Origin of the sequence: Rhizobium sp. BK316 (genome assembly GCF_014193695.1) — a bacterium.
GTDB lineage: Bacteria > Pseudomonadota > Alphaproteobacteria > Rhizobiales > Rhizobiaceae > Rhizobium.
The window spans coordinates 442,263-463,833 of sequence record NZ_JACHZR010000004.1 but is presented as its reverse complement, the minus strand read 5'-3'; the positions used below and the strand labels follow the sequence as shown (position 1 = coordinate 463,833).

The following is a 21,571-nucleotide window of genomic DNA, read 5'->3' as shown; positions in this document are numbered from 1 at the left end:
GCTGTCTGAGTAAAGGAAAAGCCTGCCTACACGACCATGTTGAAAAGGCCGCGCACGGTGTTCCAGTTGCGCAGCGTACCCACACCCATGCGCTTGGTCGTCAGCGCCGAAAGCAGTTTCGATTCGCTCGGCTTGCCGTGGAAATCGATCCAGAGATCGCAGCCGACCAGTTCCATCCGTTGCCCTTCGGAAAGCAGCGGCTTTAACGCTTCGACCTTATCCGGATCGATCGGCAGCCGGCTGACGCGCACGATTACCTGATCGCCTTTGCCGTCCTTGAAGGGATTGGCGCTGCAAAGCGCCATCCAGGTGCAATCGCTGCGCACGATGATATCGACATGCTTGCCGAATTTTTCCTCGAAGGCCTCTTCCAATTGCTCTTCGACTTCATGCGGTCGCATATCGTCCGCCTCGAAGACGAGGTTGCCAGTGGAGACCAGCGTGCGCGGTTCGCGATAGCCGAGTTCTTTGGCAAGCGCGCGCAAATCCTCCATGATCACGCGCCGCTCCGAGGTCAGGACGATGCTGTGCAGAAGTGCGATGAAGGTACACACCTCAAGCCTCCTTCCGCCCAAGCATGAAATAGCGCCAGGGCGTAAACCAGCGGAAACGGGATTCGAGATATTCCGGCACCGGGTCGAGACCGCTGGTTCCGCCCGGCCCGCAGCGGCCGACGCGGAAGAGCGTCATCCAGCCGCCGGCCCAGAGCCCATGGCGGCCGATGGCCTCATAGCCATATTCGGAACAGGTTGGGATATGCCGGCAGGAATTGCCGACGAAGCCGGAAAGCGTCAGCTGATAGAGGCGGATCAGCCCCATGCCGAAAAGGCGGTCCGGCGTCTTGCGGAAGGGGCCGCGGTAATTGCGGGAAAATTTCTGCGGCGGCGTGGGACGAGGCTTTGGGGCCGCCGCCCCACCCTCATCTTCCTCTTCACGCAGCAAGCAGAATTCGCACATGGTTCACGCCTCGACGAATTCGGCGCGGCGAGCCTCGATCTGGCTGATGGCGTCGACGACGGCGTCGAAGGTCAGCATGGTGGAGGCGTGACGTGCCTTGTAATCACGGACGGGAAGTAGATAGCGCATGTCGGCAAATCGTCCATCCGGCCCCTCACCATCTGCTTTCAGCATAGCGAGCATGTCTTCGCGCGCCTTGCGCACTTCGCCTGATGTCGCGCCGACGACATGGCGGGCCATGATCGAGGATGAAGCCTGTCCGAGCGCGCAGGCCTTCACGTCATGTGAAAAGGCGCTGATCGTATCGCCGTCCATTTTCAGCCAGATGCGCACTTTCGAGCCGCAGAGACGGGAGTGTGCCTGTGCGCTCGCATCCGCGTCTTCAAGCGTTCCAGTCAGCGGAATATTGCCGGCAAATTCGAGGATTTTGCTGTTATAGATGTCATCCATGACGGATTTGGCTCCCAAAACGCCTGAAACCGACGCTAATTCCTATGTGATTGTCGTGTAAACAAAAAACACACAGTCTCACGACAGAATACTTACATAGCCGGGTCGTCTTCCTATATGTATGTCGTTCGAGGGCCATCGAAATGCAATGGCCTCGAAGAAGTTTGATTGGGAAACCGTGCCGGAAGGGTTCGAGAAAGCGAGCCTGGAAAGCCCCGGAGCCTGCCAAAGGTGCAAGAATTCCCGCTTGGGGTACCAGTGGCTAGTCCGAATACGGTCCGCGTTGCGGGCCAGGAGACCATTGAATATGGACGCCATCGTCAAGAATTTTCCGCAGACCGCCCGTGAATCCGACCGCCCCTCCCAGCAGGAGGCAGAAGACGCCGTCCGCGTCCTGTTGCGCTGGGCCGGCGACGATCCGTCGCGCGAAGGCCTGATGGATACGCCTGCCCGCGTCGCCAAGGCCTATCGCGAGCTCTTCGCCGGTTACGAGATGAGCCCCGAAGATGTGCTCGGCCGGACCTTCGAAGAGGTTGCCGGCTACGATGACATGGTGCTGGTGAAGGACATTCCCTTCTTCTCCCATTGCGAACATCACATGGTGCCGATCATCGGCAAGGCGCATGTCGCCTATATGCCGGACGGACGGGTTCTCGGCCTCTCCAAGATTGCCCGCGTCGTTGAAATCTACGGTCGCCGCCTGCAGACGCAGGAAACGATGACCTCGCAGATCGCCAAAGCCATCGACGAAACGCTGCGTCCACGCGGCGTCGCCGTCATGATCGAGGCCGAACACATGTGCATGGCTATGCGCGGCGTTCAGAAGCAGGGCTCGACCACATTGACGACAACCTTTACAGGAACGTTCAAGACTGAACCGGCCGATCAGGTCCGATTCATGACAATGGTAAGGGGCCGCTGATACCGGCTCCCTCAGGAGGGCCGCGATGCGTGAGATGATTTTCAATCAGCCGTCGGACGATAAATCCGAGCTGGAGGATGCTGGCGATTTCACGCCGCGCTTCGACGATCGCGGCTTGATCACGGCTATCGTCACCGATGCCGGTGACGGCGAACTCCTGATGGTCGCCCATATGAATGCGCAGGCCCTGGCGCTGACCATCCAGACCGGCATCGCCCACTATTTCAGCCGCTCGCGCGGCAAGATCTGGAAGAAGGGCGAAACCTCCGGCAATCTCCAGACCGTCAAGGAAATCCGCACGGATTGCGATCAGGACGCCATCTGGCTGAAGGTCGAGGTTGCCGGCCACGACGCCACCTGTCACACGGGCCGCCGCTCCTGCTTCTACCGTACCGTCACTCTCGAAGATGGAAAGCCTGTTCTGACCATCGTCGATGACGATCTGCACTTCGATCCGAAGGACATTTACGGGAAATAGCCCAGATCCCGGTCGCCTGCCCCTTATTGCGACGCAAATCGCCTCTATGTACAATTTGGTAAGGGTTCGGGGCGACTAATTAGCAATCCAAGTGTTCTGCCGGGAGGGAGGGACGCCATGCTGGGCTGGAATATGCATCGTCAAAGCGCCGAGGGCAGCAGTTCCGGCACGGCAGCGCTTCAGGATATGGCAGTTCCCCCCGTTCAACCCGCATCCGAAGAGAGAGCAAAGCTTGCTCTCGCGCTCGGCGGCGGAGCCGCTCGCGGCTGGGCGCATATCGGCGTGCTGCGCGCGCTCGATGAGGCAGGCATCGAGATCGGCATGATCGCCGGCACCTCGATCGGCGCGCTCGTCGGCGGCTGCTACCTGGCCGGCAAGCTGGACGAGCTGGAAAACTTTGCCCGCTCGCTCACCATGCGCCGCATCGCAAGCCTTCTCGATCTGACGATCGGCGGTTCCGGCCTCTTTGGCGGCATGCGGCTGACCAAGCGCATGCAGGAACATCTGGAAGGCCTGACGATAGAAGATCTCGACCGGCCCTTCGTCGCCGTCGCGGCCGAAGTCAATACCGGGCACGAGGTCTGGATCGCCAACGGCTCGCTGATCACGGCCATCCGCGCATCCTATGCCCTGCCTGGCATTTTCGAACCGATCCGCAGCAATAACCGCACACTTGTCGATGGCGCGCTCGTCAATCCCGTGCCGGTTTCCGTCTGCCGCAGCTATGAGCAGCCGCTCGTCGTCGCCGTCAACCTCAACTACGATCTCTATGGCCGTTCCGCCGTTGTCCGCCACAATGCCAGTCTCTCGCCAGCCGAAGTTCAGCAGCAGAAGAACGCGCCCTATGCCGCGCGGCTCGGCATGACCGGCGTCATGGTGCAGGCCTTCAACATCATTCAGGATCGTATCGCCCGCGCCCGCCTTGCCGGCGACCCGCCCGACATTTCATTGCAGCCGCGCCTGTCGGACATCGGCCTGTCGGAATTCCATCGTGCGGGGGAAGCCATCGAACGTGGCTATGAGGAAGCTCGGGCAAGGCTGCCCGAGCTGCAGCGCATGCAGGAACTCTACGCGAGGCATCCCTGACTCAGCGATCTCCAATTAGCTCGCAATATAGGCCTTGATCTCTTCGGCCTCGCGCTCGACCTCGGCGATGCGCGACTTCACGACGTCGCCGATCGAGATGATGCCGGCGAGCTTGCCGTTAGCCTCGACCGGAATGTGGCGGAAGCGCTTGCTGGTCATCAACTCCATGAGCTCGTTGACCGAGGTCTGCTCGTTGCAGCGGAATACCTTCGAGGTCATGACGGAAGACAGCGTCTGGTCGAGCCCGTTCTTGCCGGCCTTGGCGACGATATGCACGAGATCGCGCTCGGTGAACATGCCGGAAATCTTGTTCTCCATGCCGAGGACGACGATCGCGCCGATCTTCTTCTTGCTGAGGATAGCAGCCGCCTCCGAAACCGTGGTGTTCGGCCCCGTTGTGACGACGTCACGACCCTTCAGATCGAGTATTGCTTTGACGGAACTGGCCATTCGGACCTCCTATGGCGAAGCGAAACACTTGTCGGGAACACAGGCTCCGCGGCGGTCTCTCCCCCCATCGCGGATCGGTCAATGGTGCACTGCTTGGCTCAGGATTGCAACTCATCGTCAGGGGTCGGCACGGGTTCCGGCGGCAGTTTTCGGTCGAACAGCGCAAAGAGGAAAAAGCCGAAGACGAAACCGCCGATATGCGCGTCCCATGCAATTTCCTGGCTGCCGTCGCCGACAAGCGGAATGCCGACGGCGATCAGCGCGTTGCCGACCAGCCAGAAAAGCATGAACATGATCACGGTGCGGCTCTGAACCGCCTGCGTGACGGACAGGCGTGGATTGAGATGCGCCGGGCCGAACATCTGCCGCCCGGGGGGGAAGGCAAAGCGGCAGGCCGCGCCCATCAGCCCCGAGACAACGCCGGAGGCGCCGATGAGCAGCCCTTCGCTGCCCCAGTTCAGCGCCGCGTGCAGCGCAGCCGAGGCGGCAGAAGAAAGAACCCAAAAGATGATGTATCGGGCCGTGCCGATGCGGCGTACGACCGGCGCGCCGAAGGCCATCAGCCATAGCCCGTTGAAGACGATATGCTCGACGCTTCCATGCAGCAGCGAATAGGTGACCGGCGTCCAGTAGAGCTGCGGTCCCTGCTCCGCGAGCGAGACGGCATAACGCAGCGGAATGAAGCCGAAGCTGAACAGGAACCACCTAGACCAATAGACCGGCAGCAGCGATTGCACGGCATAGATCAGGATCAGAAGCAGCAGCGTCGCGAGCAATGCCGGCGGAAGATTGAAAACCGGCTGGCGCGGCGGGCGGGCCGGCGGTTCGGGCTGTGAAGGCTGGAATGCCTCGTCAGGCCCGGACGTCTGTTCATTCATGCTTGTGTCGCCTCGTTTTGAGGCCTCAGCCATACAGGAGCCGGCTTCAAAAAAAAAGCCGTCCGGTATGGCCGGACGGCTTGCCCAAGCATCGGCGCGAAAATCGAAATCGATTGTCGGAAAGCCTGATGCGTACTCAAAGAGTAGAGCGTCCTTTGTTCGCCCGAATGGGCGAATGGCGCTCTGTGGATGACCCCTGCCCCGGCAAGTCTTGTGCAGAACTTCACTGTTCGAAGTGATGAAGAAACGGTCTCACGACAGCCCACTGCACTCAAGCGAAACCATCTATTAACCTTAACTCCCCGGATTTGGCATGAAATCCGCAAGGTAGAAGGTGAAGGGGCGAAAACCGCCCGCCAATGAACCGAAATGAGACAGCGTCATGCGCCTTCAGATCACGACCGATATCTTCGACTACTGGAATGCTCTGCGCGGTGAGCAGGATGCCCCGCTGAAATCGCAGATCGAGCCCGGCGCGATCCCTCACCTCCTGTCGAGCCTCTTCATTCTGGAGACCGAGGCAGACCGGCAGATCCGCTTCCGCCTTGCCGGCGCGAAGATCTGCGATCTCTTCGGCCACGACCTGCGCGGCGAACGCTTTTCCGCTCTCTGGGCCAACGGTCAGAACGAAGATATCGAGAAAACCGCCAAAGGCGTCATGGATCACGCCATCCCGACGCTTTTCAACGCAACTGGCTATAGCACCGCCGGCCATCACGCGGCCTTCGAGATCATCATGATGCCGCTGCGTTCGCCCGAAGGTGGCTGCGACCGTCTGCTGGGCGCCATTGCGCCTGCCGTTGCCGCAAGCTGGCTGGAGATCGTGCCGCTGGAGCTTCTTGCCCTTGACCGCAGCCGCCTGCTGCACGACAAGTTCGGTCGCGCGGCCCAGGTCGAACCCCGTCGCCCCGTCGAAGTGGCGGCCGAAAAACACGCCACGTTCGGCCAGGCCGTGCTGCGCGTCATGTCGCATTTCCTGCATGGGGCAACTGCTCGCTGACTGTCCGATTTTGGATCGCCGCCCATAGTACTTTAGGGTTATAGAGCGGCTGGTCCCACAACCTTCTGTTAATGGATTGGGGGTAAGGATTGGGCCTAGCAATTTCATGAAGAAGCCCTTTGATGCACTCGTTCCAGTCCGCTCAGACGCACAGACCTGCGCCGCGCCCTGAACAGGGAGTATTCCAGCGCGTGCCCATCAATATGCAGGGCCGCCTGATGCTTGCGAATTACGAGGAATTCGAGTGCGTGGTGATCGATATGTCGCCCGGCGACATGTATGTCACCTGCGCCGGCCGCCCGCGCGCCAATGAACGTGTTGTCGCTTACATCGACCATCTCGGCCGCGTCGAAGGCCATGTGCAGACGGTTGATATGCGCGGTTTCACCATGTCGATCAACGCCACCGATCGCAAGCGCGAGAAGCTCGCGGCCCAGCTCACCTGGCTTGCCAACAAACACGAGCTCGGCCTGCCGGAAGATCGTCGTCATGATCGTCTGACCCCGCGCGAGACTAAGACCGAACTCACCCTCGAGGACGGCACACGCTATATCTGCCGCATCATGGACCTTTCGCTCTCGGGCGCCGCCGTCGATTGCGAAGTGCGTCCGCCGCTCGGCACGCCTGTTCGTCTTGGCAACATGCGCGGCCGTGTCGTTCGCCACTTCTCGGAAGGTGTTGCGATCGAGTTCCTGTCGGTCCAGTCGCGCGAGACGCTGCGCGAATTCCTCTAATTCTGGCAAAGGTGCGCCGCCGTTCTGCGTTCGGTTTTCGGGCCTATGCGGCAAACGCCACAGAATCCGCTTCCGTCATTTATCCGTCACAGACTTGAAGGATACAGCGCGCCTGAACGAATGGCGCGGTCATGTCAGTCCTGTTTCCCGAAATCGAACCCAATCAACACGGCCTGCTCGATACAGGCGATGGCAACCTCGTCTATTGGGAAACCTGCGGCAATCCCGTCGGCAAGCCGGCACTCGTGCTGCATGGCGGGCCGGGGTCGGGTTGCTCCACGGCGGCGCGGCGCTATTTCGATCCGTCCACCTATCGCATCATCCTCTTCGATCAGCGCAATTGCGGGCGCAGCCTGCCGAATGCCGCAGACGCCGCAACCGACCTCTCCCGTAACACGACCGTGCATCTCATCGAGGATATGGAGAGGCTGCGCGCCCTCTTTGGCGTGAAAAAGTGGGCGATCTTCGGCAATTCCTGGGGCTCGACGCTGGCGCTCGCCTATGCGCAATCCCATCCGGACCATGTCAGCGGCATCGTGATTGCTGGCGTCACCACGACACGGCGTTCCGAGATCGACTGGCTCTATCGCGGCATAGCGCCGCTCTTTCCCGAGGAATGGCACCGTTTCGGTGAGGCGCTGCCGCCCGAACTCCGCGACCTCGACCGGGTGAGCGCCTATCATCGACTGCTCCACGATCCCGAAGAGCAGGTGCGGCTGAAGGCGGCGCGCGATTGGCATGAATGGGAAGCGGCCACCATTCTTCTCGCCGATCCCGCCGGCCTGCCGCGCCGCTGGTCCGATCCGCGTTATCTTCTGACGCGCGCCCGCATCATCACCCATTATTTCCGCGAGGGTGCATGGCTGGAAGACGGCATCCTCTTGGAGAATGCCGGTCGCCTCGCGGGCATTCCCGGAATCCTCATCCACGGACGTTTCGATATCGAAGCGCCGCTTGTCACCGCCTGGGAACTTGCCCGCGCATGGCCCGGCGCTGAACTCATCGTGCTGCCGAAGGCGGCGCATTCTACAGCAAATGCCGATATCGCCGCCGCGATTGTCGCTGCGACGAACAGATTTCGCGATTTCTGACGAAATTATTTTTTGGCTGGAATTTAAGACGTGAGGCGAAATCGGCTTTTGGAGCGGCGATTCCGCCTGTTTGTGGGCTTCGATCAGGCATCCGCCGGCTGCCGTCCCCGCCGAGGCCCATTGCAGAAATTTACCCGGCATATCGAAATTCGTTAACGGCCTGTCCGGTTTCCTGCCATTTCCGGCTCGGAAACCTTTTCCCCAATCCTTCAATTTTAATCGAATTCGACACGAATACGCTCTTAATTTTAGGCGTATTCGATATGGATTTGAATCAAGTTCGTTGCGTGTTTGAATAAAGTAAGCTCTTAATTTTATTGCGTAATTTTGCGTGAGATAAAAACGTCCGTGTCATTGTCATCCTCATAACGGGGAGACGATAATGGCAATTGGAAATCTTCTGAAAGGCGGCCTTCTGACCGCTGCAATGACAGCGGCAATGGCGGGCGCAGGACAGGCATCACCCGCCAGCATGACGCTTGCAGGCAATGCGAGCCCGCCGATCGGACATTATGAATTCTGTCAGGCCAATCCGAGCGAATGTGCCTATGCCGGTGGCGATGCCGGCCCGGCGATCCTGACCGAGGATCGCTGGAAGGAAATTCTCAAGGTCAACTACACGGTCAACTCCACCATCCAGCCGATGACGGACAAAGAGATCTACGGTGTCGAGGAGCGCTGGGCCTATCCGCGCACCGTCGGCGACTGCGAGGATTTCGCGTTGCTGAAGCGCAAGATGCTGATCGATGCTGGCTTTTCTCCCTCAGACACCCTGATGACTGTCGTGCTGCAGCCGAACGGCGAAGGCCACGCCGTGCTGACGGTCCGCACCGACCATGGCGACTTCGTTCTCGACAACATGCGCAACAAGGTGCTGCTGTGGTCGGATACCGAATACACCTACCTCAAGCGCCAGTCCGCTGACGATCCGGCTCGCTGGACGAAGCTGCAGGACGGTCGCGCCGTCGCTGTCGGTAGCGTGAAGTAACAGGCATACCGGCCCCGGTCAGTCCCCGCATCCCCGTCCCGACCGGCGCCCAGAGCCGTTCCCGCTGTCCCGGGAACGGCTCGCTTCTTTTGTAGCGCTCCCACAAAACAGAGTTAACGGCCCATTAACTCCGCCATCTCATCATCCTCAACAGAGATTCTACACCGGCACCGACGACTCGCGTTTTTCCTGCGGCGGCCCGATATCCGAGGACGACGATGAGCCATTCCGCCGCGGGCCATCTTGCCGAGCAGCCCCTTCTTTCGACCCGCTTCCTGGTTCGTGTCACTGCAACGATTGCGGTCCTGGCGCTGCTGACGGTTGCGATCAGCGTTGCCGGTCGATGGTTCGGCCGTCACATTTCTCTTGCCGGCAATACGGAAAGCACCACCACGATCACGCTCACCATCGGCCGCGATACGGTCGGCCTGCCCGCCAACACGATTCGCTTCCCGAGTGAACGTCATGACGGGGCGGCTGAACGGGTCGATCTCTACCTCACTTGGCCGGAAATGCAGGGTTACAGCAAGGACACACGTCAGCGTTTCGACGATACCGCCCAATCGTCGGGCCTGATTTTCCTGCAAATCACCCAAGGCACGATGTCGCGGGACATGTCGGGCCGGCTGGAGCCGATCTATTCGCATCTCATGGACGGTGCGCCGGAAGCCTTTGCGCATGGCCTGACGTTGCACCGCTTGCGTGCCGATGCCGGCTACAGCGGCGAGGTTCTGCTGGCTGCGCCGCGCGCAGGTGCCGACGATTATGTCGTGCGCTGCGTTCTGCCCCCGTCTGTGGAAACGGCGACCAGCGGAGATTGCCAGCGCGATATCAAGGTCGGCAAGGACTTGAGTGTGCTCTACCGGTTCTCAAGCCGTCATTTGGCCGACTGGGGCCATATTGATGCCGCGATCAGGACTTTTGTGCAAACCCGGCTGGTGAGCCAGTCTGCAACAGTTCGCTAAAATCCCCACCGATGTCTGAAGAAACGATTCATCATAAACGGATTGGTAACGCTGAACCGGTAGTTTTCAAAGACAGCCGGTTGCGCAACAGGGGGTGCGTGGCCCGCCGAACATCAGAAATGCAAGCGAAGAGTCGAATAGTGTCAAGGTCAATTTCCTCCGTATCATCGCCGCGGTCTGCCGGTTTCCTCGCAAAGGTGCTGACGATCCTTTCGATGGCTATCGCGATCGTCGCGGTCGACTCGGTCAATGCCGAAGCGGAAGCTGCAAATCCGAAATATGCCGGTATCGTCGTCGATGCCCGGACGGGAAATGTTCTCTACAGCGAGAATGCCGACCGTCTGCAATATCCGGCGTCGCTCACGAAGATGATGACGCTCTACATGACATTCGAGGCCCTCGAGCAGGGTCGCATTCGCCTTGATACGCCCGTCCCCTTCTCTGCTCACGCTGCCGCCCAGGCGCCGACCAAGCTTGGTGTACGCGCCGGCGGCACGATCACTGTCGAACAGGGTATCCTCGGCCTCGTGACGTTGTCTGCCAATGATGCTGCGACCGCCCTCGGCGAAATGCTCGGCGGTTCGGAAGATCGTTTCGCCCAGATGATGACAGCCAAGGCCCATGCGCTCGGCATGACGCGCACGACCTATCGCAACGCCAATGGTCTGCCGAATACCGCGCAGATGACGACGGCCCGCGATCAGGCCCGCCTCGGCATCGCCCTTCGTCAGCATTTCCCGCAATATTACGGTTATTTCAATACGCGCGCCTTCAAGTTCGGCAACCGCGTGATCCGCAGCCATAACCGCCTCGTCGGCTCCGTCCGCGGCGTCGATGGCATCAAGACCGGTTACACCCGCGCTGCCGGCTTCAATCTGGTCAGTTCGCTGCAGGTCGACGGCAAGTCGATTGTCGGTGTGGTTCTCGGCGGGGCGTCCACTCCTGCCCGCGACGCGCAGATGCGCAGGCTACTCGCCACCTACATGCCGAAGGCTTCCACCAGCGGCGGCACGCTCGTCGCCCAGTCGAAGCCGATGCCTGAGATGATTGAAACGCCTGCTCCGGTTTCTCCTGCCAAGGTTGCCCAGGTCGCGAAAAAGAAGACGATTACCGCAGATCAGCAGCCGGTCACGGCAGCCGTCGCCGATCTCGGCCTGCCGCACAAGGGTCCGCTGCCGGACGCACGTTATCAGGCGGCAAGCACAGAGGTCGCCTACGCAGAGACCTCGACACGCAAGACCGACAATCCGCTGGTAACGCAGCAGATGCCGTCTCCGACCAAGGTCAAGACCGTCGCGATCAAGCAGCAGGAACAGGCTTCCGTTGCCGTGCCGACACCTGCGCCTGCCTATATGCCGCCGGAACAGGGTGATACGTCGGTCGATGAACTGACGACGGCCTCGACAAAGCCTGCTCCTGCCAAGGAGGTTGCCGCCAGGGAAGTGCCGCAGCCATCGGGCTGGGTTGTCCAGATCGGTGTTTCCGCAAGCCGTGAATCGGCGATGGATCTTCTGCAGAGCGCAAAGGCCAAGGGCGGCAAGGCGCTGAGTTCTGCAAAGCCCTTCGCTGTCGCCTATGCCAATGACGGCGATCAGGTCTATCGCGCCCGCTTCGGCGGCTTCGACGGCCAGCGTGATGCGGTCAACGCCTGCAAGGCTCTCAAGAAGGCTGGCGTCAAGTGCTGGGCGGCTGCCCAATGAGATATCTGGCGCTGCCTATGACTGATTTGGCGGCGCCCCTGCCTGCCGGCTGCGGTGTTCGCGCTGCCGGCAGTCGATCCTAGTTCGGTTTGTATTGCGTACGAGGAAGATGATGTCGATCAACGAGAATGTTCCAAATGCGCCTGCAGGGCGCCGGGCGGTCAACAAGGGGCGCTCAGGCCTGCATCCGCTGCACGAGGCAGCGCTCCGCCTCGCCGAAATCGGCCTGCAGCGCCCGAAGGCGAAATCGGCGAAGACGCGTGATCTCATCAACCTGTTGCTTTGCCACGGCGCGCGCGCCTGGCGCTATTCGCAGCCGGAAGCGCATATCCATCTGCACATCACTTCGCCTGATGGCACCTCGCCCGTCGTGCTGCGCCTGCGCTGAAGTGCGTTAGAGTAGGCCGAGTTCCGAAAGCTCGCGGCGGAGATCCGCGGGCAGTTCCGCAATGCCGGTGCCGAGGCTGTCAAGATCGCGCGGCACATCCTCATGAGGATAATAACGCCAGCCCTGGAAGGCGCGCTTCGGCTGCACCGAGGTTTCGATTACCTCGGGGCCGAGCATCAGGTGGCAGCGCCCGATCCCCTCTCCGTCCGTAAACGTCTGGATGTCGAGAATCTTCTGCCGGGCCTGCACCTGCCCCTTGATCACCCAATAGAGAGAACCGCCGTCGAGCAGCTCTTCCACGCGTTTGGGCACCATGCGGGTCGTATGGACAGAATGTGGCTCTTGACCGGCGGCAATGGCGCGCAGCGAGCGCTCGGCCACCCATTCACGCAGATCTTCGATCGAGTCGCAGCCGACGCAGAGTTTGATGAGATTCAGTGCCATGCTGCCGTTGAAATCCTTTTGACCGGCAGCGTCAAGTAACAAGCGGGAAACGTCCACAAACTCAGCATTCGACGACGTTGACGGCAAGGCCGCCGGTCGAGGTTTCCTTGTATTTCTCGCTCATGTCGTAGCCGGTCTGGCGCATCGTCTCAATACAGGCATCGAGCGGCACGAAATGCTGGCCATCGCCCTTCACTGCGAGGGATGCGGCCGTGACCGCCTTCACGGCACCAAGCGCATTGCGCTCGATGCAGGGAACCTGCACCAGGCCGGCGATCGGATCGCAGGTCATACCGAGATGATGTTCGAGGGCGATTTCCGCGGCATTCTCGATCTGGGCCGGCGTGGCGCCCATAACCGCTGCGAGGCCGGCGGCTGCCATCGCGGCAGCCGAGCCGACCTCGCCCTGACAGCCGACTTCCGCGCCAGAGATCGACGCATTGTGCTTGATGATGCCGCCGATTGCCGCTGCTGTCAGCAGATAATCGTGGATGCCTTTCCGGTCCCAGTCCTCGTGGAAATGCTCGTAGTAGCGGATCGTCGCGGGAATGACGCCCGCCGCGCCATTGGTCGGCGCGGTTACGATGCGCCCGCCCGCGGCGTTCTCCTCGTTGACCGCCATTGCGTAGACGCTCAGCCAGTCATTGGCGAGCAGCGGGTTGGCGCGGTTGCTGCGCCACTCCTCCTGCAGCTTGTCGTGAATATGCTTGGCGCGGCGCCTGACGTTGAGGCCGCCGGGCATGATGCCCTCGACCTTCAGCCCGCGCTCGATACAGGAGCGCATCGCTTCCCAGATGCGGTCGAGACCGGAATCAAGTTCCTCGCGGCTGCGCTGGCTTTCCTCGTTGGCGCGCTTCATCTGCGCGATCGACAGGCCGGAACGTTCGGCCATTTCCAGCATCTGCTTGGCGCTGGCGAAAGGATAAGGCACCTTGTAAGTGCCTTGCGACGCCTTCTTGCGCGCCCGCATCTGCTCCAGCTCCGTATCGGTGACGACGAAGCCGCCGCCGACGGAATAATAGATGCGCTTGACGAGAAGCCGGCCGTCCTTGTCATAGGCGGAGAAGGTCATGCCGTTGGCGTGGCCCGGCAGTGGCTGCTTCTTGTCGAAGATCAGGTCTGTCTTCGGCTGGAACTGATAGGCCGGATGTCCCTCAGGCTTGATCCGTCCGCTCTTCTCGACCTCGTCGATGATGGCATCCATGCGATCGGGATCGACCTTGTCGGGCGCTTCGCCCATCAGGCCGAGGATGACCGCCCTGCCCGTTCCGTGGCCGATACCCGTATGGGCGAGCGACCCGTGCAGGCTGACCTTGATGGCGGCCACCTGCGCGCCGGTGGAAGGGCGCGGCCATTCGTTGGACAGGATGAGCTCAAGGAACCGGTTGGCAGCCGTCATCGGCCCCATCGTATGCGAGCTCGACGGCCCGACACCGATCTTGAACACATCGAACACCGAAAGAAACATGGAGGCGCCTTTTAAACTTGACGATGCAGACTATGCGAACTCGGTTCGGAATCCGCGTGGCGGACCGACATCGCCTTGAACCGGTGCGACATCCGGCTGGACACTAATTCGAAGCTGCCCGTCTTGCCAGTGATTCTCATCTTGCCGGTCATTGCAGCATTCGAATGCATCTGTAGAGTGGCCGCATTTCTACGGGAACTGACTCGCTGATGATGACGACGGCGGACTACATCGCGCTTGCCTTCTTTATCTTTATCTGGATGGGCTATTCCTGGCTGCTGCGCGGCCAGACCTTCTTCGGGCGCACGAGCCTGACCCATGCCATGGTGGAGCGGCGGCGTGAATGGATATATAATTCCCTGCGCCGCGACTTGAAGATGATCGATACCCAGATCATGGCCGGGCTGCAGAATGGCACGGCCTTTTTCGCCTCGACGTCCATCTTCGCGGTCGGCAGTTGTTTTGCGCTGCTCGGGGCGACGGAAAAGGTGGATGCGGTTTTCGCCGACCTGCCCTTTGTCTTCCATAGCGGGCATGCGGTCTTTGAGATGAAGGTCGGCGGCCTTGCTGCTTTGTTCGGCTACGCCTTCTTCAAGTTCGGCTGGGCTTATCGCCTCTTCAACTATTGCACCATTCTCTTCGGCGGCATTCCGATGGTGCATGACTCGGAGAAGGACATGATCGCCGCCGAGCGAGCGGCAGAGCGGGTCATCCGCATGAACGTCATCGCCGGCGGCCATTTCAACGAGGGGCTCAGGGCGATCTTCCTGTCGATCGGTTATCTCGGCTGGTTCATCAATCCCTATGTTTTTATGGGTACGACGGCGATCGTCGTCTTCGTTCTGACCCGTCGGCAGTTCTTCTCGGAAGCGCGCCTCGCCATCATGGACGCGAACCCGCCACCAAATCTCCACCTTTCTGCTGTTCAGCGCGACAGGCCGTCAGCGAGTGACGGTGATGAGCTGTCCGGGGGATTGTGAATGATAGTGTCGGCAACGGAAGCGGCGGCTCACGCAAAACCACCGCGTATCGGCCTCGTGGATACGGCGCGTGGTGCAGCACTGCTTGCCATGGCCTCCTACCACTTCAGCTGGGATCTGGAGTTCATGGGCTATCTTACGCCCGGAACGGCCGAAACCGGCTGGCTGAAGATCTATGCGCGGGCGATCGCCACAACGTTCCTCTTCATCGTCGGCGTCAGCCTTGTACTATCAAGCCGGCCGGAGATCCGCTGGCCGTCCTTCTGGAAGCGTTTCGGGATGATTGCCGCTGCCGCCGCGGTGATCTCAGCGGCCACGCTGTATCTGGTGCCCGGCGGGTGGATCTATTTCGGCATCTTGCATTCCATCGCGGTCCTGAGCCTCATAGGCGTGGTCTTCCTGCGCCTGCCGTTGCCGGTGACGCTGCTCGTCACGCTGGCACTGTTCGTCGCCTGGATCACCGACACTTTCGTCATGCCCGGTGTGTTGAGTTCGCACCTATTCGACCCGAGATATCTTGCCTGGCTCGGCTTTGCGGCCACGCCCGACCGGTCGAACGACTATGTACCGCTCTTCCCCTGGGCGACGCCCTTCTTCCTGGGAATGAGCCTTGCGCGCCTCGCCTTCCGGACAAACCTGCCGCAGCGACTTACAGCTCTTGGCACTGGCGGAACATGGCTTGCGCGCCTCGGCCGCCATAGCCTTGCCTTCTATCTGATCCACCAGCCGGTGCTGATCGCCATCGCCTATGGCCTGACCTTCATCGTCGCGCCGCCGAAGCCTGATTCCGTCGCGACCTATCTGCGCCAGTGCAATACGTCCTGCACGGTCGAACAAGGCGAAGCGCTTTGCCGCAGTTTCTGCCAGTGCACGCTCGATCAACTGCAGGCACAGCAGCTCTTCACGCCATTCCAGGCAGGCGAGGTCAAAGCGGATGATGAGCGGATTATGGCGCTTGCCGGCCAATGCAGCGCCCAGATCGAACCGGCGCCGCAGCAATGATCAGTGATCATGTAATGATCAGGTGGTAACGCCGATCTCGGCGAGGCGGCCGAGGCAGGCCTCCTCGATATTGTCGAGCTCGGTGATCGTTTCGTCGATGTCCTTGCGCTTCTGGCGCAGCTCTTCCCGCTTTTCGTCTACACGCTTCATCAACAGCTTGAGCTGGCCGAGTTCGCCCGGCGGCTCCTTGTAGACCTGAATGATTTCCCGGATTTCGGCGATGGTGAAGCCGATGCGCCGGCCACGCAGGATTTCCTGAATGAGGCGCCGGTCGGCAGGACGGAACAGACGGGTGCGGCCGCGGCGCTCCGGATGGATCAAGCCCTCATCTTCATAGAAGCGAAGCGTACGCGTCGACACCCCGAATTCGCGCGTCAGCTCCGTTATGGTATAGTATTTGTTCACTAGCATCTCATCCCCGTCATCGATCTGACATAATATTGACTTTTACGTAATAGTCAATTTCGGCACTCAGATGCCGAACCACCATGTCGCTAGGCCGAGAAAGGCGAAGAAGCCGGTACAGTCGGTGACGGTCGTGACGAACACGGACGACGCAATCGCCGGGTCCGCCCCCATCTTGTCGAGCAGCAGCGGCAGCAGGATGCCGGCAAGGGCCGCCGCGATCAGATTGATGATCATGGCCGCGCCGATGACGGCGCCAAGCTGGTAATTGTGGAACCAGGTGCCGGCGATCATGCCCAGCAGCAAGGCGAAGAGCATTCCGTTCAGGATGCCGACACCGGCCTCCCTTCGGATGATGCGGCCGGCATTGTAGATATCGAGGTCGCGGGTCGCGAGCGCACGCACCGTCACGGTCATGGTCTGCGTGCCGGCATTGCCGCCCATGGAAGCGACGATCGGCATCAGCACCGCGAGTGCGATCATCTTCTCGATAGAGCCGTCGAACAGGCCGATGACGCTGGCAGACAGCATGGCGGTGCCCAGATTGATCAAGAGCCAGAGGAAGCGCGAGCGCACGGTCGAAATGACGTTGTCGGACAGTTCTTCGTCGCCGACACCGCCGAGTCGCTTGATATCCTCGTCCGCCTCTTCATGAATCACGTCGACGACGTCGTCGATGGTCAGCACACCCACGAGACGCTCGTTCTCGTCGACGACGGCAGCGGACAGAAGGTCGTATTGTTCGAAGAGCTGGGCGGCCTCTTCCTGGTCCATCTCTGCGGGGATCGGATGGTTGGTTTCCCGCATGATGGCTTCGATCTTCGTCTGCCGCTTGGTGCGGAGGATCTGGTCGAGATCGACGGCCCCGAGCAGTTTGAAGGTCGGGTCGATGACGAAGATCTGCGAGAAGGAGTAAGGCAGGTCTTCTTCGTCGCGCATGTAGTCGATGGTCTGCCCGACTGTCCAGAATGGCGGCACGGCGACGAATTCCGTCTGCATGCGCCGGCCAGCCGAGCTTTCGGGATAATCGAGGGCGCGGCGAAGACGAACGCGCTCCGTGAACGGCAGCTGCGCGAGAATTTCTTCCCGGTCTTCCTTGTCGAGGTCTTCGAGAATGTAGACGGCGTCGTCCGAATCCAGTTCGCCGATGGCTGCGGCGATCTGTTCGTTCGGCAGCTGGTCGACGATCTCGCGGCGGATCGTCTCGTCCACTTCGGTCAGCGCCGTCATGTCGAAATCGTCGCCGAGCAGGCGCACCAGCGCCAGGCGCTGATCCGGCTGGATCGATTCGAGCAGGTCGCCTATTTCCGATTCGTGCAGGCGCGCGACGTTCTGGCGAAGAAACAGCGTGTCGCGGTCGGCGATAGCTGCACCCAGCCGCGCCAGGAAATCGCTGCGCACACTGCCGTCTTCGTTATAGATATCGACGTCTTCGTCGGTCGGACGCTTGCGAATGCGGTCTTCGGTATCGGTCGTCGTCATATGCCGCCCTCGCATTTCTATCTGATTTCAAAGACTATCGAGCCGCATTCGAAAATGTCGGCTGAAAATGCATTGTCAACAAGCGGATAAGCGAATTCCGCCCTGCCTTGCCGCAGCCGGAATCCTTGATCGACCTGTTACAGCATCGGCCCGAAAATCGGAACCGATTTTCGGAAAGCCTGATGCGTAGATTCAAAAAGGTAGAGCGTCCTTTGCGCGTCCGAACGGACGCACGGCGCTCTAGCCCAAAGCATTTCTGCCGTAAAGCTCAAACACATGCTTTCTGATGACAATGCCTGTGATCGGCTTTATGCAATGCCAGCAAAAGTGTGTAGCGGTTTTGCGCCGGCATTGCGTGACGATAAAACGGAGCATTTTCGCGCTTCGAAGAAAAGCGGAGATGCTCCTGTTTCCGCTGCCGTTTATCGAAAGGAAGCTTAGCTGTGCCGATCCGCCCGATTCTCCGCTACCCGCATCCCGGCCTGAAGACGGTCTGCACACCGGTAACCTCGTTCGATTCGGCCCTGTCCGAGCTTGCCGACGATCTGCTGCAGACGATGCGCGCAGCACCCGGCGTCGGCATTACCGCAGCCCATATCGGCGTCTTCCAGCGCGTGACCGTGCTGGAGCTCGACAAGGCGGATAGCGTGCGCATCTACGTCAATCCCGACATTACCTGGTTCTCGGACGAGACGATGGTTCACATGGAGGGCAGCGTGTCCATGCCCGGCGCCACGGATGAGGTCCTGCGTCCAAATGCGATCCGCTTCCGCTATCAGGATCTCGAAGGCCAGCAGCACGAAGAAGAGGCATCGAACTTCCTCGCTGTCTGCATTCAGCATGAGGTCGATCAGCTCGACGGCATTTTCTGGCTGCAGCGCCTGTCGCGGCTGAAGCGTGACCGGCTGATCAGGAAATGGGAAAAGATGAAAAGCTAAGGCTTCGCCGGCGTCGGCCGAACCAATAGCAACCTTCCGGCGTTTGCCCTGCAGAAAGGAAACCCGGAAGGAGACGGCAATGCCTGGAAAGAATGACAAGACCTCGCTTTCCCGCGAAGAGGATTACCGCGATTTCGAGGCACGTAATCTGGACGATGGCTGGCCTTATGCCGACGGCAACGGCGCCAAGGCTGCTGGCAGTCAAAACCGCCCCTATGGCGAAACCTCCGCCAATTTCGACCGCGACCGCAACAGCGGCTTCCGCATCGACGGCACGAACGAGGACGGCGACGAGAACCGGATCAAGGATTCGCTCGAACCGGATACGATCGACCGCGACGAGAGCGACGAGCTCGAAGCCCGCGTCACCGAGAATCTGGAGAACATCCCCGACGTGGATGTCGACAGTGTCGAAGTTCACGCCGACGGCCATACCGTGACGCTGGAAGGTTCAGTTGAAACCATCGGCATCGCCCGCAAGGTCGAGCTCGGTGCCCTCTCCGTGGATGGTGTCCGTCGGGTGAGAAACCACTTGCGGATGATCGGCGTAGATGCCCACATTCCGAACGAGGATTAAGGCCGAAAGACACGAAATCGCCATATTTGAAAATCGGAAAGCACCCTGCTTTCCGGTTTTTGGGTCTCTAAAATTACAAATAGTTAATCAATTAAAGATTGCAGGATTGTCATCTTGATGAAAGCGCGGACTTCTCAGGCGATTAACTGCGCCGGCTAAGGTAACGCACCCCTCAAGAGCATTGACAAATATGTGATTTTATTTGGACAAAACGCCGCAGGACGGCAGTCATCTTTCTCACAAAATTGCCCGAATTGGGGAGCGGACTCGGTCTTGCCGGGGGTTGGTTTTACGTTGTTGAATTCAACAACAGATTGAGGAGATAGACCCATGCGCATGAAGTTCGCCGTCGCCGCCACCCTGTTTGCGGTCAGCATGGCAAGTGCCGCTTTTGCACAGCCGAAATATATGGACGACTATTCCAACGATGGTGATGGCCTCTATCAGACGCCGGTCGCGCCGGCGAAGCCCGTCCACTACCCGACGCATGTGACCCCCCCGGCCTATTCCAGCGACTATACGAATGACAGCGACGGTTTCGCACCCGTCGCGATGGCCAAGCCCGCGAAAGTCGACAACACGGCAACCGCCAGTATCAAGCCGCTTCCGGATTGCCACAGCATGATCGGCCCGAAGGGTTCGCACCAGAAAGGTGCCGATAGCGGCGCAAGCCGCACCGAAGCATGCCGCGCGATGCACTGACCTGATCCGAGAAAGGGCCGGTTTCCGGCCTTTTCTTTTGCAATTTCAATGCCCCACGCGGCGTATTCCACATCTCGGGCAAGCTTTTAAAAAAAACTGTCACATCGCGCTTGTGTCCGTCAGAGGCTTTTGCTACATGCTGCCTCGCCGACGCAAATCGGCCCTACCACGATGCGGTCGTGGCGGAATTGGTAGACGCGCAGCGTTGAGGTCGCTGTGGGGCAACCCGTGGAAGTTCGAGTCTTCTCGACCGCACCAAAGAAACCCGCTTCGGCGGGTTTTTTCTTTTTGGCCAAGGGTTTAGTGCTTTGGTTTGCATCTCATTGCCACAAGACGTAGCGTGCGGCAGCCCCTTCCCCCCGATACCGCCACTTGTGATATCACAGCAAAACCTGTGGCCCGGCTGATTGCGTCTGCGAGACGGCTGCCCGCCGCAAAGAGCGATTGAATCCCTCTTCGCCCAAGTCCATATAGAAGCCCGCGCCCGCCCTCTCCTTTTGCGGATAGCGCCAAGGACTGCCATGCTACGCACTGATCTCGATTTCTCGATGCTCCCGAAACTTGGTTCGCGCCCCGTGCGCTGGCGTATCTCCGATGCGCTCGTTCCCTACGCGGAAGCGGTGGAGACGATGGAGCGGGAAGTGGCAGCAATTTCCGAAGGCGGCGACGAGCTCGTCTGGCTGCTGGAGCATCCGCCGCTTTATACGGCCGGTACCAGCGCCGATGCGAAGGATCTCGTCCAGCCGGATCGTTTCCCGGTCTTCGCGACCGGCCGCGGCGGCGAATATACCTATCACGGCCCCGGCCAACGCGTCGCCTATGTCATGCTCGATCTCAAGCGCCGCAGGCAGGATGTGCGCGCCTTCGTCGCGGCACTCGAAGAAGTCGTCATCCGCACGCTCGATTCGATGAATGTGCGCGGCGAACGCCGCGAGGATCGCGTCGGCGTCTGGGTCCGCCGGCCGGAAAGGCCGCTGCTGCCTGACGGCACCATGGCGGAAGACAAGATTGCCGCGCTCGGCATCCGCCTGCGCAAATGGGTGACCTTCCACGGCCTGTCGCTGAACGTCGATCCCGATCTCGATCATTTCAACGGCATCGTGCCCTGTGGCATCTCGGCCTATGGCGTCACCAGCCTCGTCGATCTTGGCCTGCTCGTGACGATGATCGATGCCGATATCCGCCTGCGCGCCGCGTTCGAAGAGATCTTCGGAGAAACCATCAACGATACGGTGCACTGTCCCAGGTCGATCGGGTGAGTTAATTTGCGCGGATTACGGCCTCGAGGTATTTGTCGTCCCAGTTTGCGGTTTTGCGCTTGAGATTGATGGAATCTTTGCCGGGAGCGAGCCCAGCGAGAGTGTGCCTCTGCGCATCTTATGACATGCGGTCGCGGTTGCTGCCTGTTGTCCTTTTAGGGAAGTCGTGATCCGGTTGCATGGAAGGCGTCGTGGACGGCTCCGATCGCTAGGCAACTCGCAGACTC

At 60.2% G+C, this 21,571-nt stretch carries 25 protein-coding genes and 1 tRNA gene; 17 read left to right on the top strand and 9 right to left on the bottom strand.

The features are described 5' to 3' along the window. Positions 1–26 precede the first annotated feature (26 nt). The 3 genes from FHT87_RS21140 to FHT87_RS21130 are packed head-to-tail and all read right to left on the bottom strand — an operon-like array spanning position 27 to position 1,407. A complete protein-coding gene (locus tag FHT87_RS21140) occupies positions 27–554 on the bottom strand; it encodes a DUF1697 domain-containing protein (protein WP_183735031.1) in 528 nt (175 codons plus the stop codon). A gap of 1 nt (position 555) precedes the next feature. After that, positions 556–957 carry a membrane protein insertion efficiency factor YidD gene (yidD, locus tag FHT87_RS21135; RefSeq protein WP_183735030.1) on the bottom strand — a complete coding sequence of 134 codons (402 nt, stop codon included), beginning with the start codon at positions 955–957 and terminating at the stop codon, positions 556–558. 3 nt (positions 958–960) lie between these two features. Continuing rightward, positions 961–1,407 carry an iron-sulfur cluster assembly scaffold protein gene (locus FHT87_RS21130; protein WP_183735029.1) on the bottom strand — a complete coding sequence of 149 codons (447 nt, stop codon included), beginning with the start codon at positions 1,405–1,407 and terminating at the stop codon, positions 961–963. Positions 1,408–1,714: 307 nt separating this feature from the next. Between FHT87_RS21130 and folE the strand changes: the two genes are divergently transcribed. From folE to FHT87_RS21115, 3 genes are all read left to right on the top strand, one after another. Beyond that, the gene (folE, locus tag FHT87_RS21125) at positions 1,715–2,329 is read left to right on the top strand and encodes a GTP cyclohydrolase I FolE (RefSeq protein WP_183735028.1); all 615 of its coding nucleotides are present in this window, start codon (positions 1,715–1,717) and stop codon (positions 2,327–2,329) included. A gap of 25 nt (positions 2,330–2,354) precedes the next feature. Next, a complete protein-coding gene (gene hisI, locus FHT87_RS21120; RefSeq protein ID WP_183735027.1) occupies positions 2,355–2,807 on the top strand; it encodes a phosphoribosyl-AMP cyclohydrolase in 453 nt (150 codons plus the stop codon). A 117-nt stretch (positions 2,808–2,924) separates the two neighbouring features. Further along, on the top strand, positions 2,925–3,893 hold the full coding sequence (locus tag FHT87_RS21115; protein ID WP_183735026.1) for a patatin-like phospholipase family protein: 969 nt from the start codon (positions 2,925–2,927) through the stop codon (positions 3,891–3,893). A 15-nt stretch (positions 3,894–3,908) separates the two neighbouring features. Here the strand turns inward: FHT87_RS21115 and FHT87_RS21110 are convergent, their stop codons facing one another. Both FHT87_RS21110 and FHT87_RS21105 read right to left on the bottom strand, forming a co-directional pair. Next, on the bottom strand, positions 3,909–4,343 hold the full coding sequence (locus FHT87_RS21110; protein ID WP_183804731.1) for a CBS domain-containing protein: 435 nt from the start codon (positions 4,341–4,343) through the stop codon (positions 3,909–3,911). A 98-nt stretch (positions 4,344–4,441) separates the two neighbouring features. Continuing rightward, entirely contained in the window at positions 4,442–5,221 is a 780-nt protein-coding gene (locus FHT87_RS21105; protein ID WP_183804729.1) for a rhomboid family intramembrane serine protease, read from the bottom strand. Between the two features lie 382 nt (positions 5,222–5,603). Between FHT87_RS21105 and FHT87_RS21100 the strand changes: the two genes are divergently transcribed. From FHT87_RS21100 to FHT87_RS21070, 7 genes are all read left to right on the top strand, one after another. Beyond that, positions 5,604–6,221: a PAS domain-containing protein gene (locus FHT87_RS21100; protein WP_183804727.1), complete on the top strand. Its 618-nt coding sequence runs from the start codon at positions 5,604–5,606 to the stop codon at positions 6,219–6,221. A 122-nt stretch (positions 6,222–6,343) separates the two neighbouring features. After that, the gene (locus FHT87_RS21095) at positions 6,344–6,955 is read left to right on the top strand and encodes a PilZ domain-containing protein (protein WP_183735022.1); all 612 of its coding nucleotides are present in this window, start codon (positions 6,344–6,346) and stop codon (positions 6,953–6,955) included. 131 nt (positions 6,956–7,086) lie between these two features. After that, a complete protein-coding gene (pip, locus tag FHT87_RS21090) occupies positions 7,087–8,046 on the top strand; it encodes a prolyl aminopeptidase (protein ID WP_183804725.1) in 960 nt (319 codons plus the stop codon). 382 nt (positions 8,047–8,428) lie between these two features. Continuing rightward, entirely contained in the window at positions 8,429–9,034 is a 606-nt protein-coding gene (locus FHT87_RS21085; RefSeq protein ID WP_183804723.1) for a transglutaminase-like cysteine peptidase, read from the top strand. 218 nt (positions 9,035–9,252) lie between these two features. Further along, entirely contained in the window at positions 9,253–9,999 is a 747-nt protein-coding gene (locus tag FHT87_RS21080; RefSeq protein ID WP_183735019.1) for a hypothetical protein, read from the top strand. A 119-nt stretch (positions 10,000–10,118) separates the two neighbouring features. Further along, entirely contained in the window at positions 10,119–11,699 is a 1,581-nt protein-coding gene (locus tag FHT87_RS21075; RefSeq protein ID WP_183735018.1) for a serine hydrolase, read from the top strand. A 112-nt stretch (positions 11,700–11,811) separates the two neighbouring features. Continuing rightward, a complete protein-coding gene (locus FHT87_RS21070) occupies positions 11,812–12,087 on the top strand; it encodes a hypothetical protein (RefSeq protein ID WP_183805080.1) in 276 nt (91 codons plus the stop codon). 6 nt (positions 12,088–12,093) lie between these two features. On the opposite strand, the gene FHT87_RS21065 is transcribed toward FHT87_RS21070, so the two are convergent. Together FHT87_RS21065 and FHT87_RS21060 are read right to left on the bottom strand one after the other, a co-directional pair. Next, positions 12,094–12,531 (bottom strand): DUF1489 family protein, encoded by a 438-nt coding sequence (locus FHT87_RS21065; RefSeq protein WP_183804721.1) that lies wholly within the window; start codon positions 12,529–12,531, stop codon positions 12,094–12,096. 61 nt (positions 12,532–12,592) lie between these two features. Then, the gene (locus FHT87_RS21060) at positions 12,593–13,999 is read right to left on the bottom strand and encodes an L-serine ammonia-lyase (RefSeq protein WP_183804719.1); all 1,407 of its coding nucleotides are present in this window, start codon (positions 13,997–13,999) and stop codon (positions 12,593–12,595) included. A 212-nt stretch (positions 14,000–14,211) separates the two neighbouring features. On the opposite strand from FHT87_RS21060, the gene FHT87_RS21055 reads away from it, so the two are divergent. Both FHT87_RS21055 and FHT87_RS21050 read left to right on the top strand, forming a co-directional pair. Beyond that, on the top strand, positions 14,212–14,979 hold the full coding sequence (locus tag FHT87_RS21055; protein WP_183735108.1) for a DUF599 domain-containing protein: 768 nt from the start codon (positions 14,212–14,214) through the stop codon (positions 14,977–14,979). Then, the gene (locus FHT87_RS21050; protein ID WP_183804717.1) at positions 14,980–15,981 is read left to right on the top strand and encodes a heparan-alpha-glucosaminide N-acetyltransferase; all 1,002 of its coding nucleotides are present in this window, start codon (positions 14,980–14,982) and stop codon (positions 15,979–15,981) included. It abuts the gene before it with no gap. 18 nt (positions 15,982–15,999) lie between these two features. On the opposite strand, the gene FHT87_RS21045 is transcribed toward FHT87_RS21050, so the two are convergent. Continuing rightward, positions 16,000–16,392 (bottom strand): MerR family DNA-binding transcriptional regulator, encoded by a 393-nt coding sequence (locus FHT87_RS21045; RefSeq protein WP_183735014.1) that lies wholly within the window; start codon positions 16,390–16,392, stop codon positions 16,000–16,002. A gap of 60 nt (positions 16,393–16,452) precedes the next feature. Further along, positions 16,453–17,868: a magnesium transporter gene (mgtE, locus tag FHT87_RS21040; protein ID WP_183735013.1), complete on the bottom strand. Its 1,416-nt coding sequence runs from the start codon at positions 17,866–17,868 to the stop codon at positions 16,453–16,455. Between the two features lie 443 nt (positions 17,869–18,311). On the opposite strand from mgtE, the gene FHT87_RS21035 reads away from it, so the two are divergent. The 5 genes from FHT87_RS21035 (at position 18,312) to lipB (ending at position 21,344) form a co-directional block, all read left to right on the top strand. After that, positions 18,312–18,806, top strand: coding sequence for a peptide deformylase (locus FHT87_RS21035; protein ID WP_183735012.1), 495 nt, complete (start codon positions 18,312–18,314; stop codon positions 18,804–18,806). A 79-nt stretch (positions 18,807–18,885) separates the two neighbouring features. Next, positions 18,886–19,383, top strand: a complete 498-nt coding sequence (locus FHT87_RS21030) for a BON domain-containing protein (protein WP_183735011.1) — start codon at positions 18,886–18,888, stop codon at positions 19,381–19,383. Between the two features lie 330 nt (positions 19,384–19,713). Further along, positions 19,714–20,085, top strand: a complete 372-nt coding sequence (locus FHT87_RS21025; RefSeq protein ID WP_183735010.1) for a hypothetical protein — start codon at positions 19,714–19,716, stop codon at positions 20,083–20,085. A gap of 173 nt (positions 20,086–20,258) precedes the next feature. Next, a tRNA-Leu gene (locus FHT87_RS21020) sits at positions 20,259–20,343 on the top strand. Positions 20,344–20,606: 263 nt separating this feature from the next. After that, entirely contained in the window at positions 20,607–21,344 is a 738-nt protein-coding gene (gene lipB, locus FHT87_RS21015) for a lipoyl(octanoyl) transferase LipB (protein WP_183735009.1), read from the top strand. Positions 21,345–21,571: the final 227 nt, after the last annotated feature.

Excerpts from the sequence above, each read along its gene's own strand:
- FHT87_RS21100 (WP_183804727.1), top strand. The coding sequence starts at position 5,604 with ATGCGCCTTCAGATCACGACCGATATCTTCGACTACTGGAATGCTCTG.
- FHT87_RS21085 (WP_183804723.1), top strand. The coding sequence starts at position 8,429 with ATGGCAATTGGAAATCTTCTGAAAGGCGGCCTTCTGACCGCTGCAATG.
- FHT87_RS21130 (WP_183735029.1), bottom strand. The coding sequence starts at position 1,407 with ATGGATGACATCTATAACAGCAAAATCCTCGAATTTGCCGGCAATATT.
- folE (WP_183735028.1), top strand. The coding sequence starts at position 1,715 with ATGGACGCCATCGTCAAGAATTTTCCGCAGACCGCCCGTGAATCCGAC.
- FHT87_RS21065 (WP_183804721.1), bottom strand. The coding sequence starts at position 12,531 with ATGGCACTGAATCTCATCAAACTCTGCGTCGGCTGCGACTCGATCGAA.
- hisI (WP_183735027.1), top strand. The coding sequence starts at position 2,355 with ATGCGTGAGATGATTTTCAATCAGCCGTCGGACGATAAATCCGAGCTG.
- FHT87_RS21025 (WP_183735010.1), top strand. The coding sequence starts at position 19,714 with ATGCGCATGAAGTTCGCCGTCGCCGCCACCCTGTTTGCGGTCAGCATG.
- FHT87_RS21105 (WP_183804729.1), bottom strand. The coding sequence starts at position 5,221 with ATGAATGAACAGACGTCCGGGCCTGACGAGGCATTCCAGCCTTCACAG.
- yidD (WP_183735030.1), bottom strand. The coding sequence starts at position 957 with ATGTGCGAATTCTGCTTGCTGCGTGAAGAGGAAGATGAGGGTGGGGCG.
- FHT87_RS21075 (WP_183735018.1), top strand. The coding sequence starts at position 10,119 with ATGCAAGCGAAGAGTCGAATAGTGTCAAGGTCAATTTCCTCCGTATCA.
- FHT87_RS21095 (WP_183735022.1), top strand. The coding sequence starts at position 6,344 with ATGCACTCGTTCCAGTCCGCTCAGACGCACAGACCTGCGCCGCGCCCT.
- mgtE (WP_183735013.1), bottom strand. The coding sequence starts at position 17,868 with ATGACGACGACCGATACCGAAGACCGCATTCGCAAGCGTCCGACCGAC.
- FHT87_RS21045 (WP_183735014.1), bottom strand. The coding sequence starts at position 16,392 with ATGCTAGTGAACAAATACTATACCATAACGGAGCTGACGCGCGAATTC.
- FHT87_RS21080 (WP_183735019.1), top strand. The coding sequence starts at position 9,253 with ATGAGCCATTCCGCCGCGGGCCATCTTGCCGAGCAGCCCCTTCTTTCG.
- FHT87_RS21055 (WP_183735108.1), top strand. The coding sequence starts at position 14,212 with ATGACGACGGCGGACTACATCGCGCTTGCCTTCTTTATCTTTATCTGG.
- FHT87_RS21030 (WP_183735011.1), top strand. The coding sequence starts at position 18,886 with ATGCCTGGAAAGAATGACAAGACCTCGCTTTCCCGCGAAGAGGATTAC.
- FHT87_RS21115 (WP_183735026.1), top strand. The coding sequence starts at position 2,925 with ATGCTGGGCTGGAATATGCATCGTCAAAGCGCCGAGGGCAGCAGTTCC.
- FHT87_RS21050 (WP_183804717.1), top strand. The coding sequence starts at position 14,980 with ATGATAGTGTCGGCAACGGAAGCGGCGGCTCACGCAAAACCACCGCGT.
- FHT87_RS21070 (WP_183805080.1), top strand. The coding sequence starts at position 11,812 with ATGTCGATCAACGAGAATGTTCCAAATGCGCCTGCAGGGCGCCGGGCG.
- FHT87_RS21060 (WP_183804719.1), bottom strand. The coding sequence starts at position 13,999 with ATGTTTCTTTCGGTGTTCGATGTGTTCAAGATCGGTGTCGGGCCGTCG.
- lipB (WP_183735009.1), top strand. The coding sequence starts at position 20,607 with ATGCTACGCACTGATCTCGATTTCTCGATGCTCCCGAAACTTGGTTCG.
- FHT87_RS21110 (WP_183804731.1), bottom strand. The coding sequence starts at position 4,343 with ATGGCCAGTTCCGTCAAAGCAATACTCGATCTGAAGGGTCGTGACGTC.
- pip (WP_183804725.1), top strand. The coding sequence starts at position 7,087 with ATGTCAGTCCTGTTTCCCGAAATCGAACCCAATCAACACGGCCTGCTC.